Source organism: Panacagrimonas perspica, assembly GCF_004364935.1.
GTDB lineage: Bacteria > Pseudomonadota > Gammaproteobacteria > Nevskiales > Nevskiaceae > Panacagrimonas > Panacagrimonas perspica.
This window is the reverse complement of record NZ_SOBT01000010.1, coordinates 497,507-510,625: the sequence shown is the minus strand read 5'-3', so window position 1 is coordinate 510,625 and position 13,119 is coordinate 497,507. Positions and strand designations below refer to the sequence as shown.

Genomic DNA, 13,119 nt, shown 5'->3' with positions numbered 1-13,119 from the left:
CGACGACCTGACAAAAAGCCCAAAGCGCATGGAGAGCGGAATGCATCAACGGAAGCACCGGATGATCAACGCCAATGGCGTTCGGATCCACGCCGTGGAAGAAGGCGAGGGGCCGCTGGTCGTCCTGATCCACGGGTTTCCGGAATCCTGGTACTCCTGGCGCCATCAGCTCACGGCATTGGCCAACGCCGGCTACAAGGCCGTGGCGATCGATCAGCGCGGCTACGGCAGTTCGTCGAAGTTCCGCGTGCAGGAGGCCTATCGCATCGGCCCGCTGGTGAAAGATATCCTCGGCGTCATCGATGCCTACGGTGTCGAGAAGGCCTTCATCGTCGGGCACGACTGGGGCGCGCCGGTGGCGTGGACGTTCGCGTGGTTGCACCCGGAACGTTGCAGCGGCGTCGTCGGCGTGAGCGTGCCGTTCGCCGACCGCGCGCTGATCTGCCTGCCCGGCAACACCTTCGGCGAGAAGCGGCCGCGCGATCACCACGTCGAGCTGGCGGGTCCGGGGAAGGTGTTTTACCAGGACTATTTCTCGGAACAGTCCGGAATTCTCGAGGAGATCGAGGCCGATCTGCGGACATGGCTCAAGGGCCTGATCTACACGGTATCGGGCGAAGCGGTCGGTGCTGCAGTGCGATCGCTCAACGGGGCGGTGATCGATCCAGTGGACGCCATCCGGCATGGGCCGCTGTGCATGCCCAAGGGCGCGAAGCTGATGGATTCGTTCGTCTATCCGGAAACGATGCCCGCGTGGATGACGAATGCCGATCTGGATTTCTTCGCGAGCGAGTTCGAACGCTCGGGTTTCAGCGGACCGCTGAGCTTCTATCACAACATCGATGCCGACTGGCACGACCTGGAATCGCAGGCGGGCAAGCCGTTGACGCCGCCCGCGGTGTTCATTGGTGGCGAATTCGACGTGGGCACGATCTGGGGCGCCGAGGCGATCAAGGCCGCACCTCGACGCATCCAGAACTATCACGGAACGCACATGGTGGCCGGCAGCGGCCACTGGATTCAGCAGGAGTACCCGGAGCAGACCAATCGGCTGCTGCTGGGATTCCTGGATGACGTCAAGCGCGGCAAGAGCTGAAGACGGGACTGACCAAACTTAAGGTGGGGGCAGAAAGGTCGAGAATTCAATTTGATAGGGAACCGTACCGTTCACGCTGCATAGCAGCATCGACGGCGGCCCGTCAGGTGGGATGCTGGGGTTGTAGCAACATCGAGAAGCAAGGGCCGCCCGGGCTGCGTCACTGCCCGTTCGGACCCGACCCAAGAAGCCATCCAAAAAGGCTTCGCGAAAATGCTGGAGGAGACGGAATCGATGGAAGCCGGGACGACGAAGGCGTCTGCGCCATGCGGCTGGATCACGTTCGCGTGAGCGCTTCTGCGGCCATTTCCAGTGGGTATTCCTGCGCGGGAGCACGTCCGCGGATGCCTGCTGAAATGATCGCGGATCGTTCGTTGCCGACGACATGTCGACACAAGTCAGTCACGGATTGCTGGATTAGGTTCGCTGTCGCTGCGCGCGTCGTTGCACGCGCAGGATCAGCGCTTTGAAGCGTCATTTCCACGGTGATTGCGCCTTCGATCGAGGGAAGGCCGGAGGGATTGCGCTTTTATTTTAATATGGTACCGTACCGTCATCGAGGCGATGGACCCTTGCGCGAAGGCTTGGGACGGTCGGGTCAGCGGTAGATGGAACTCAAGACGCCGCCGGTAATCACCGCGACGTCGAGTGCAATTAAGGCCGGACATACGGCTTGCGGGAGGAGAGTCAAATGCAGATGAAACAGCGTTCGCTGAAGCGTGAAGCCGCGATGCGTGGCTCGACGTTCATCGTGCGTGCACGTCTGCGTGGGGGCGCTCCGCGGTCTGCTGGCGGACGTGTTGGCGCCTGGTCGGATGTTGCGTCCACCAACTCGTTTGGAAACGTACTTTCGGCGTCGGGCACGAACGCCCTTCGCAACGCTGTGAGACCTGCTGTCTGGATGTGAGAAGGATGGTTCCGGTGCGATCGACGCTGTTCGATCGACGCCGGGCGACATGAGAGAACGAGGTCTGCGGCGACCCTAACGCAGTATTTACTGGAGGTTTGATCAATGCGCATCAGAAAGTACGATTTCGATTACTCGCGCCGGCAGTTCGCTGAAAAGGTGGCGCTCGGTCTCGGCGCCGGCATCCTGGCTCCCACCTGGCAGACGATTGCCGCTACGGGTGAAGTGGCCAAGGCCTATCCCGACGAGCTGACCTCGATCGAGCTGCAGACCAAGGGCAAGATCAAGCCCGGTGACCTCATCGACGCCAAGAACGTCGAGCACGCGAAGCACCTGATGGATCCCATCATGTACAAGCAGGTTTCCGAGATGGGTCGCCGTCTCCGGGTCCGCGCGCCGAACAAGGACATCACGCAGTTCTTCCCGCATGCCTATCTCGAAGCCACGCTGAAGAACAACGGCAAGGCGAGCTTCGACGAGACCGGCAACGTCGTCGAGACGGCCACCAAGGGCCCGTGGATCGGCGGAAACCCGTTCCCCGACATCAAGACCGGCCAGGAAGGCATCGCCAACCTGACGCTGAGCTGGGGCCGTCACGACATGTCGCAGTACGCCGTGCGTTCGTACTCGCTGAACCCGGACGGTTCGCCCGCGTACACGTATGACCTGTACTGGACCGAGCTGAACACGACAGCCCGCACCGAAGGTGACCCGGTGTTCCAGGGCAAGAAGGACATGCTGCGTTATCAGAGCGTGTTCTTCACCGCCCCGCAGGAACAGGCCGGTGCCTCGTTCCTCGTGCCCTGGTACTACGATCAGCGCAAGTTCCCGGACATCTACGGCTACCTGCCGCAGTTCCGTCGCGTGCGCCAGTTCCCCGCGAACCAGCGCTTCGAGCCGATCGTTCCGGGTCTGTCGTTCTTCCTGTCCGACGCCTGGGGCGCGGGCGACCCGATGCTGACCTGGGGCAACACGAAGATCGTCGGTCGCGGCCCGCTGCTCGTCGCCGGTGCCGGCAACTTCAAGGGCAAGTCGAACGCGAACTGGGAAAACCATTCCTGGCACGGCGGCCCGAAGGGCAAGACCTTCATGGAGTACACCGTCGAACTCGCGCCGGAGTGCGTGGCGATCGAGTCCGAGCCCACGGGTTATCCGCGTGCGCCGGTCGGCAAGAAGAAGGTCTGGGTCGATGCCCGCAACGGCATGCTGGTGGCTTACATCACCTTCGACCGTCGCGGTCAGCTGTGGAAGCAGGTGGACGCCGCGTTCGGTCCGCAGATCGAAGGCGACTTCATCAACAAGGATCGTCACGGCAAGCCGCACTGGTCCTGGACCAACGTGCACTTCCACGACATCCAGTCGGGCCGTATGGATCTGTTCAACCACTGCAAGCAGATCGCAGGCGGTTACGCGAGCCAGTACGAAGCGCCCAATGGTGACGAGAAGGCGATCGTCGACAAGTTCTGCACGCAGGCCGCCATCGCCCGTCTCGGCGCGGTGTAAGGCTTCAAGCAGGCGAAGTAAGAAAAGCTGCATTCCCCGGTCGGCCCGCAAGGCCGGCCGGGGAGTTCAATGACTGGATTTTGCTTTTTGGGGGAAGGGAATGATGCGTAGGCTGATGGGTGCGATGCTCGGACTCGCCATGGCGACTGCCAGCTCTGCGGCAGAGGCGCCCGCCAAGTCGGGCGGCGTGCTCAAGACGATCATCGAGGGCATTCCCCACTCCGCGTTGTTCGGCCTGTCGCTGGATTCCAACTCGGGTTCTGCGGTCGGCGCAGGCGGCTCGATCTACGAGACCACCGATGGTGGCGTGACCTGGAAGGCGGTCGACAAGGCGCCCACGACCTTGGCTTTCCTGTCGGTCTCACGTCGCGGTGACAAGGGAATTGCAGTAGGTCAGGCGGGTGTCGTCGCGGTGCGCGATGGCAGCGGCTGGAAGATTTCGGATAGCGGCGTGCCTGCACGTCTGCTCAGTGTCGAGATGAATTCCTCTGGCCTGGCCTTCGCCGGCGGAGAGTTCGGCACCCTGCTGAAGTCTTCGGACTTCGGCGCAAGCTGGTCGTCGGCAGCGCCGGATTGGGCGTCGATGGCAAGCGCAGAACATTTCGGCACCGGCGAGCCGATGATCTATGCGGTCTCGGTGCTGGATTCCGGCCAGATCACCGTGGCCGGCGAATTCGGCGTGATGCTTCGCTCCAACGATGCCGGCGCGACGTGGCGCGTGCTGCGCCCGATCAACCCCGAGGCGGCCACGCTCCACGCGCTGCACCTCTCCCCGAGCGGACAGAACAGCTACGCCGTGGGTCAGACCGGCGAGATGCTGATCTCGACCGACGGCGGCGAGACCTGGGGCAAGTGCGACATCGCGACGGAACTGAATTTCCTCGGCGTGGCGGCATCGGCGTCAGGGCAGGTGGTGGTGACGGGAATGCGCGTCATGTACCGCAGCGAGAACAACGGCATGACCTGGACCCAGATCGAAGAAGGCGACACCAAGACCGACTGGTATCAGGCCGTGCGAACCGAAACGGGTTCTGGGCGAATCCTTGCGGTAGGCCACGCTGGAAAAATCATCCAGATCGGTGGCTGAAGGGCGGGGCAGGTAAGGAGTGAGGTGCCGTGCGCTGAATGGCGCGGCACCTGGGGTAATAACGAAATTAATCTTTAGGAGGGAAGATCCATGAGTTTGCAACGGAAGCGGTGGATTGGCGCGGTCGCGGTACTCGCAGCGTCGACGGCGACGAGCACCGCCGTGCATGCACAGGGCGAGATGGCAGGTGCGGTGGACCGCAAGCTGTTCGGTGGAGACTTCTCTTTCAACGGCCAGATCCGTGTGGAGACGGCGTTCAGCACGACGGGTCGTGCGTCGCCGGCCAACCAGCGCGGTCTTCTGACCAACGGCCTGGCGCTCAAGCGCAGTGCCGGCAACCCGGTCGACGGATACAACTCCACGATCCTGCCCCAGGCCGTTACCAGCATCTTCGACCAGACCGGTCTGAATCTCGGAGCAGTGCTCGGAGGCACGCCGCTCGGACCTACGGACGGTGTGTCCAACCAGAGCCTGGGCGGCCTGTCCGACACGTTCACGCGCTACGTCCCCGACGCGGAACAGATCGTCAACTATCACCTCTTCCGGTTCGAGGCCACGCCCAGCATCAACTGGGGCGCGTGGTCGCTGCAGACGCGCATCCGCGCGACGTATGACCCGGGCAGCCTGGGCTACGAAGAATTCAATTTCAACGACTACAACGACATCAATCGCGGCTTCGAGACCGGCAGCCGCGACGCGGGTCGTCAGTACAACGGCAAGCCCGACTACCTGGGTTACGAAGTCGACGGCAAGAAGGATCCGCTGCTGTTCGAGCGCTCGGGCAAGCACTACCAGGTCGACCTCCCGGCGTTCTTCGTGGAGTGGACCGGCGGCGACATGACCGTGCGCGTCGGCAACCAGTCCGTCGCCTGGGGTCAGCTGCTGTTCTTCCGCATCATGGATCAGGCCAACGGCCTCGATCTTCGTCGCCATCTGTTCATCGATCGCGCCATCGAAGAGTTCGCCGACGAGCGCATGTCCGCGCCCGGTATCCGCTTCACGTGGCAGGCCACCGATCAGATCCTGGTCGATGCGTTCGCCCAGCAGTTCATTCCGACGATCGTCCCGAACTCGAATACGACGTACAACATCGTCGATTCGCGCTTCATCCTGCACGACAACTATTTCGACGGCGACTACAACAAGAAATTCAACTTCGGCGTTCGCCTGAAGGCCGAGTTCGGCAACTTCAACCTGCAGGCCATGGCCACGAGCAAGCTCAACCAGCTCGGCGCCATCCGCTGGACGAAGTCCAACATCAACAAGAAGCTGCCCGACACCAACACGCTCGGCCTGGCGTTCAACCAGTACTGCGAAGGCGTCCTGGGTTCGGCTGCCGGACAGGGTTGCGGTCCTCAGCTCGCCAACACGCCGTTCGAATCGGGTCCTGCCGGCCTGTTCACGGCTGAAGAGTGGTTCGATCGCGCCGGCTACACGAAGCTCGATCCGCTGCTCGGCCTGGCCAACATCGTCAACGAGTTCCAGCCGACGACCGGACAGCTTCTGACCGCGGCGCCCACCACGGCGCAGCAGGCGTACAACGAGCTCAACGCGTTCTTCATCGCACTCGAAGGCGCGCATGGCCACGTCGAGCGCAACTACTACCGTGAAGAGGTCTACGGCATCGGTGGCGGCTACGTGACCGAAGGTGAGCCGGGCTCGCTGCTCGACCAGCTCATCATCAACGTCGAAGCCACCTACACCCCGGAGCGCGCGTTCACGGATATCGGTCTTGCGCAGGCCCCGGATCGTCGCGAGGAGTACCAGGTTGGCCTCGTGATGGAGAAGTACCAGCGCTTCTCGCAGAGCATGCCGGCCACCTACATGGTGTTCCAGTACCTCTGGCAGAAGGAGAGCAGCCTCGAAGGTCTGCTGCTCGATGGTTACGGCTCGAAGGCTTACTCCGACGTCGCACTGCAGGGTCGCGCGGTTCAGCTCACGAACAACGTGCCGGTTTCGAGCAATCCGTTCGCTCGCACTGGCAAGGAGTTCACGCCGGGTATCAGCGAAGGCGCGAACTACGTCGTGCTCGCTGCACTGCAGCCCTCGAACGCCTACATCTTCGAGTACAGCTTCGCGATGCTGATCGACGTGCAGGGCGGCGTCCTGGTGCAGCCGGCGGTGCAGTGGAAGCCGCGCGGCAACATGACCGTCAACCTGTTCTACAACTTCATCGACGCGGAAGTCTGGGGCGGCAACGCGAACAACTCGTTCCTGAGCTTCATCGATTACGCGGACGAAGTCTGCCTGCGTCTCGGCTACCAGTTCTGATCCGGCTTCTGCTGCAACGACTCCTCAGCGCTAACCCTTTCTAGCGCTTTTGTATCCGGCGGTCGGTCCTTCCCCGACCGCCGGAATTTTTAATGCAGGAAGACGGAAGGCCGAATATGAAACTTCTCAAGTACGACCATCAGTACAGCCGACGTCACTTCCTGCAGAAGCTCGCTGCAGGAAGTGGTTCGGCAGGCGTCCTGATGTCGGCTTGGAAAGCCTTCGCCGCAACCGGTGAAGTGAGCAAAGCCTACCCCGACGAGCTGTTGTCGATCGAGGGTTACACCAAGGGCAAGATCAAGACGGGCGACGAGATCAACGCGTCCAACGTCGAACTCGTCAAGGAGCTGCTCGAGCCAATTCGCTACGAGCAGATCCTCAAGCACGGTCGCAAGCTGAAGATCGTCAAGTCCACGACGGACGTGATGAAGCTGTCACCGTGGGAGTACATCGAGACCACGCTCAAGAACGCCGGCAAGGCCAAGTTCAACGAACAGGGCAACGTCGTCAACGCGGCGGACGGACAGCCCTGGATCGGCGGCAATCCGTTTCCGGACGCCAAGACCGGCATCGAGTTGCTGGCCGCCCAGACGCTGAGCTGGGGACGCCACGACGCTTCGTTCTACGCGATCAAGATCAACGACGTCGCCATCGACGGCGAGACCCGCTTTCGCTATGCCGGCGGCTGGGCCGAACTGAACACGGTTGCACGCGTCAGCATGGATCCGAAGCCGTACTGGACCGAGCACAAGGACAAGCTGCGTTTCCAGACCGTCTTCTTCACGGGGCCGCAGCAGTTTCGCGGCACCTCGTTCATGAACGTCTGGGACTACGACCAGCGCAAGTTCCCGGCGCTCTACGGATACGTGGCGGACTTCCGCCGGATCCGTCAGTTCCCGGCCGACCAGCGTTTCGAGCCGCTGCTGCCGGGCACCACGCTGTATCTGTCCGACGCCTGGGCGGCGGGTGATCCGCTGCTGACCTGGGGCAATTTCCAGATCGTCGGCCGTGGACCGTTCCTCGCGGGCCTGTCGGGTTCGTGGAACGCCGACAACGAGAACTGGGAGCACAAGACGCACGGTGGTCCGAAGGGCACGACGTTCTGGGATTCCACTGTGGAACTGGTACCCGAGGCGATTCTCGTCGAGGCCACGCCGACGGGCTATCCGCGCGCCCCCATCTCGAAGAAGCAGGTCTGGTTCGACGCACGCAATCAGGTCGTCGTCGGCATGGTGACCTACGATCGCCGCAACCAGCCCTATCGTTCGTTCGACGGCGCGTATTCGCTCTACGAGTCGGGCAGCAAGAAGTTCATGGATGGCGCACATCCGTACTGGAGTTGGTGCCACGTGACCTGCTCCGACATCCAGACCGGCAGCGTCACCCGGCTCGAGCAGGTTCGCGCCATCGAAGGGCACACCAGCGGTGCCAACGACCCGAAGATGTACGACAAGTATCTGACCCAGACCGCACTGATGCGGCTCGGCGCGAACTGACGCCCGGAATTCAGAAAAACCTCTTTCAGAAACGACAAACGACGATCATGGATAACCTGCCCTTCCGATTCCGACTGGCCAAGTGGATCATGGACCACCGCGGGATTGTCTCGATCGGATTTCTGGTCGTCACGGTATTTTTCCTGTTCGGCTTCCCGCACGTCGTGGTGAAGACGATCTTCAAGAACCTGCTGCCGAAGGACGACCCGTTCGTCCAGGTCTATTACGACCATCCGAACTTCGGCAATCCGCTGACCATGTACATCATGGTCAAGCGCAAGGATGGCGACATCTATCACCAGGACACGCTGCAGAAAGTCTGGGATATGACGCGCAACGTCGACCTCACGCCCGGCATCGACCATGTTCAGCTCATCTCGATCTCGACCGAGAAACTGCGCTACGTCGAGGCCACGCCCGCCGGCGTGGACGTGAAGCCGCTGATGGGCGACCGCGTGCCGACCAATGCGGCCGAAGTCGAGGAATTCCGCCGTCGCGTGCAGCAGTCGCCGAACGCGCGCACGTTCTTCGTTTCTCGCGATGAAACCGCCACGCTGATCCAGGCGACGTTCCTCGATTCGATCGAATACGGCGTCGCGTTCGACTTCGTGCGCGACCTGATCCACAAGGCCAGTGACGACAAGCACGAGATCTACCTCGCGGGTCAGCCCACACTCACCGGCTGGGTGTACGAACTGCAGCGACAGACGTACAGCATCTTCGCGATGACGCTCGGCTTGCTGACCATCGCGCTGGTTATGTACATGCGCAACATCGCCGGCGTGGTGATGCCGATCGTGTGCGCACTGGTGGCCGGTCTGTGGGGCGTTGGGTTCATCGGCTGGCTGGGAAGGCCCATCGAACCCTTGCTGACGATCGTTCCGCTATTGCTCGTGGCGCGCACGTTCTCGCACTGCATCCAGTACACCGAGCGCTACTACGAAATCCTCGCGCACCTGAAGGACAAGCGAAAAGCCGCCGAGGTCTGCATGGGCGTGATGATGACGCCGTCGGTGCTGGGCATCATGACCGACGTGTTCGGCATCATCTTCATCGCCATCGCGCCGATCGAGACGATGCATGACCACGCGCTGTTCTGCGGTGCGTGGGCGCTGTGGATCATCCCGACCGGCGTGTTCCTCGCGTCGATCCTGCTCTCCTACCTGCCGCTGCCGAAGAACTTCGAACAGATCTCCGGCGGCGAAGGCAAGGAGTCGGGCATCCACCTGTTCCAGAAGAAGCTGCTGCACCGCATCTCCAAGCTCACCTACGGCAAGCCGGCGCGGATCACCGCGGTCGTCATGATCCTGCTGACGATCTGGTCCGTGTACGAGACGCTGCAGCTCAAGGTCGGTAACCCGACCGAGGGCAGCAACCTGTTGTGGTACGACTCCGAATTCAATACCGCCGTGAGAGCGATCAACGCTCACTTCCCCGGCATGAACACGCTGGAACTCGTGATCGAAGCCAAGAATCCGGAAGACGGGACCAACCGTGTCGCGCTGAATCCCGAGGCGATGGAGCTGCGCGCCAAACTGCAGGCGCTGGTCGAAGCAGACCCGGGGATCAAGCCGCGCGCCACGCTTTCGTTCACCGACTACATGATGGAAGGCAACCGTCTGTTCGCCGGTGGCAACCCGCAGTGGCTACCGGTGGATCCGAACAAGCGCGCAGCCTATAGCGCGGGCCAGGCGGTGCTGTTCGGCTCCACGCCGCTGAACTTTGGCCACGTGATGGACTTCAACGCCCAGCACTCCACGGTCTCGGTCTGGTTTGCAGACAACAAGCAGGAGACGGTGGACGCTGCTCTGGCGAGCGCTCGCCGCGCAGTGGACGTGGTGGGCGAGGACCACGAGAAGTTCCGCGTGCGCATGGCCACCGGCTTCATTGCGCTCCAACAGGCGATGAACGTCGTAGTCGAGCGCTACCACTGGTTCATCTTCGGCCTTGTGAACGTCGCGATCGCGATCATTGCGGCGCTGGCGTACAAGTCGCTCGTCGCGTCTATCCTGCTGCTGATCCCCGTGAATCTGTCGAACACGCTGCAGATGGCGGCGATGCATCAGCTCGGCATCGGTCTGGACATCAACGCGACGATCGTCGCGGTGATGGGAGTCGGTGTGGGTATCGACTACGGCATCTACCTGCTGTCGCGCATCTGCGAGGAATACCACGTGCACGAGGGTGATCTCGGTGCTGCGATCAGCACTTCGCTGACCACGACCGGCAAGGCGATCATGTTCACGGCCTCGATCATGCTCGTCGGTATCGTGCCCTGGTACTTCCTGTCCGATCTCAAATTCATGGCGGACATGGGTCTGCTGCTGATGGCGATCATGCTCATCAACATGGTCCTGTCGCTGATCCTGTTGCCGCTGGTGGTCTGGTACTTCAACCCGGGCTTCCTGCGTCGCACCGATCTGGCCGTGGGCGAGAACATCGACCTGTCGCAGTTCATGCCGGCTACGTCGAAGTAACGAAGGCGCAGTAGCGATTCTGGGCCCGGCTGCGAAGGCAGCCGGGCCCTTTTTTATGGCTCTTCTCCGATTTGAGTGGAGATCGCTGCGAGCTGGCCATCCGTGGCAAGTCCGTCGCACCGAAAAAGCGATCGCCTCAGATCGGAAAGCAGGCTATTAATTCGTAATGGTGGTGACGCGGCGCGCGCGTCTACGGCAGATGCCGCCGGAACGCGGCTACGACGGCGATGCTGGCGCCCGGGCAGCCATCACGGTGAGCGAGCGCGGAAAGTTATTCCGTGCCGTGGGACTCATCCCAGCACTTTCGCGGAGCGCAGTGCGCGGCGCAGGTGTGAATAGTCGCTGGACTGCGGCAGCTTCGGCGGCTGCGGGCCTTCGTTGATCTTCCCCATCTCCACCAGCGCCCACTTCACCGGAGCCGAATGGGCTTCGGTCATCAATGCTTCGTACAGCGGGTGCAGGCGTGCTTCCAGTTCCTCGCTGCCGTTGCGATCACCCGCCAGTGCCGCCGCGTGGACGTCGCGAACCAGCGACGGTGCGACGTTCGCGGTGATCGAGATGCAGCCGTGGAAACCCTGCAGGATCGACACACGCGCCGAGCCGTCGTGTCCCGAGTACAGCGCAAAGTCCTTCGGCAGGCCCAGGGCCAGCAGTTCGCGAACGCGATTGGAATCGGCGGAGCCTTCGACGAAACCGGCGACGCCTTTGATCTTCGTGAGCTCCGCAACGACTGCGGCAGGCAAAGGTGCCGAGCGGGCAGTCGCGGGACGCACGATCAACGGAAGCTTCGTCGCTTGCGCGAGCGTACGGATCTGCGCGAGCAGCTCCTCGGATGACGAAGCAATGGCTCCGGGAAGCTCGAGCAGCAGCGCGTGGGCTCCGGCCTCCTCCGCCGCGCGTGCCATCACCAACGCCTCCGACGCTTCGTCGAGCCTGACGGCGGCGATCACCGGAAGGCGGCCGTCGGCCTGCCAGATCGCGCGTTGAAGCAGTTCACGACGATCCTCGAAGTCGGGAGTCGCAACCTGGCCGGCCGCGCCACCGATGAGGACGGCCGCACTGCGTTCGCTCACGTGCCAATCCATCAAGGCCTCGATCGCTTCGAGATCGGGTGCGCCGTCGGCGAGTTGAGGCGTGACGAGGTCGACGATGCTGCCTTTGATCATGAGCGCTCCGGATCACGGTGAGTGCGAAAAAGCGGAGCCGAGTATAGCCACGTAAAAAGCAGATTTTGCCGAGAAAACGAGCCCCAAAATGGGGCGTCCGATGTGGTGCGAGGTCTACTGCGGGGCGATTTTCGGGGCAAGGATCCCGGCAGCAGCCGAAGCGAAATTGCGTGGAAATCGGTAGCAGCGTGGGCCGCGCCAAGCTGCGCCATTCCGATGCCGATCGGGATGGCGCAGCAACGCGTCACGCGTGCCGGGCGCTCACAACTGGCTCATGCCGCCGTCCGCGATGATCTCGGTGCCCACGATGAAAGCCGATTCCGGCGACGCGAGATGCAGCACGGTGGCCGCGATCTCCTGAGGCGTGCCGAAGCGGCCCAGCGGGATCTGGCTCTGGATCTGAGCGGCCGTCGCTTCCAGCGCCGCGGCATCCAGGCCGAGCTTGCCGTAAAGCGGCGTCGATACCGGCCCCGGGCTGACCACGTTGACTCGCACGCCGCGCGGCAGCAGTTCGGCAGAAAGGGTTTTGACCAGCGAGATCAGCGCCGCCTTGCTCGCTGCATAGATCGTCGTCTGCGGCATGCCGAGCTGCGCGTTGATCGAGCCGTTGAAGACGATCGAGGTGCCGCGGTTCAGATGCGGCAGCAGGGCCTGGATCTGGAAGTACGGGCCCTTCACGTTGGTGTCGAACGTCAGGTCCCACAGCTCCTCGCTGGCGACGGCGGCTTCCGCGAACCTCGCGATGCCGGCATTGATGAACACCGCATCGAGCGTTATGCCGCGTCGCGCTATCTCCGCTGCCAGCGCCTTCGCGTCGTCGATACATCCGGCGTCGTTGCGAATCGTGATCAGCCGGTCGCTGGCGATCTGCTGACGTGCCTGATCGAGCGTCTGCGTATCCCGGCCGGTGATCAGGACCTGCGCACCCTCTGCGATGAAGGCCTGTGCGGCCGCGAAGCCGATACCGGTGCTGCCCCCTGTGACGAGGACGGACTTGTTGGAAAAGCGGTTCATGGCGATCTCCTGCTGGCTCGGATTCAGTTCGATTCGGCGGGATGCCGTGAAGCGATACTGATCCTCTCCGGGTCGCATGCCGTGCCATCATTTCGACGCACT

Annotated in this window: 8 protein-coding genes; 6 read left to right on the top strand and 2 right to left on the bottom strand. The window is 62.4% G+C overall.

The features are described from left to right. The first annotated feature begins 40 nt into the window (after positions 1–40). The 6 genes from DFR24_RS19130 to DFR24_RS19105 all read left to right on the top strand — a co-directional run bounded on the left by DFR24_RS19130 (position 41) and on the right by DFR24_RS19105 (position 10,837). Positions 41–1,096: an alpha/beta fold hydrolase gene (locus tag DFR24_RS19130; protein ID WP_133883006.1), complete on the top strand. Its 1,056-nt coding sequence runs from the start codon at positions 41–43 to the stop codon at positions 1,094–1,096. 1,012 nt (positions 1,097–2,108) lie between these two features. After that, a complete protein-coding gene (locus tag DFR24_RS19125) occupies positions 2,109–3,506 on the top strand; it encodes a DUF1329 domain-containing protein (protein ID WP_133883005.1) in 1,398 nt (465 codons plus the stop codon). A gap of 139 nt (positions 3,507–3,645) precedes the next feature. Then, positions 3,646–4,593 carry a WD40/YVTN/BNR-like repeat-containing protein gene (locus DFR24_RS19120; protein WP_211346629.1) on the top strand — a complete coding sequence of 316 codons (948 nt, stop codon included), beginning with the start codon at positions 3,646–3,648 and terminating at the stop codon, positions 4,591–4,593. A 90-nt stretch (positions 4,594–4,683) separates the two neighbouring features. Continuing rightward, the gene (locus DFR24_RS19115; RefSeq protein ID WP_133883003.1) at positions 4,684–6,864 is read left to right on the top strand and encodes a DUF1302 family protein; all 2,181 of its coding nucleotides are present in this window, start codon (positions 4,684–4,686) and stop codon (positions 6,862–6,864) included. Between the two features lie 116 nt (positions 6,865–6,980). Next, complete coding sequence (locus DFR24_RS19110; protein ID WP_133883002.1) at positions 6,981–8,360, top strand: DUF1329 domain-containing protein; 1,380 nt, start codon at positions 6,981–6,983, stop codon at positions 8,358–8,360. 47 nt (positions 8,361–8,407) lie between these two features. Beyond that, positions 8,408–10,837: an efflux RND transporter permease subunit gene (locus DFR24_RS19105; protein WP_133883001.1), complete on the top strand. Its 2,430-nt coding sequence runs from the start codon at positions 8,408–8,410 to the stop codon at positions 10,835–10,837. Between the two features lie 290 nt (positions 10,838–11,127). Here the strand turns inward: DFR24_RS19105 and DFR24_RS19100 are convergent, their stop codons facing one another. Then, the gene (locus DFR24_RS19100) at positions 11,128–12,003 is read right to left on the bottom strand and encodes a dihydrodipicolinate synthase family protein (protein WP_133883000.1); all 876 of its coding nucleotides are present in this window, start codon (positions 12,001–12,003) and stop codon (positions 11,128–11,130) included. 261 nt (positions 12,004–12,264) lie between these two features. Next, entirely contained in the window at positions 12,265–13,017 is a 753-nt protein-coding gene (locus tag DFR24_RS19095) for an SDR family oxidoreductase (RefSeq protein WP_133882999.1), read from the bottom strand. Positions 13,018–13,119: the final 102 nt, after the last annotated feature.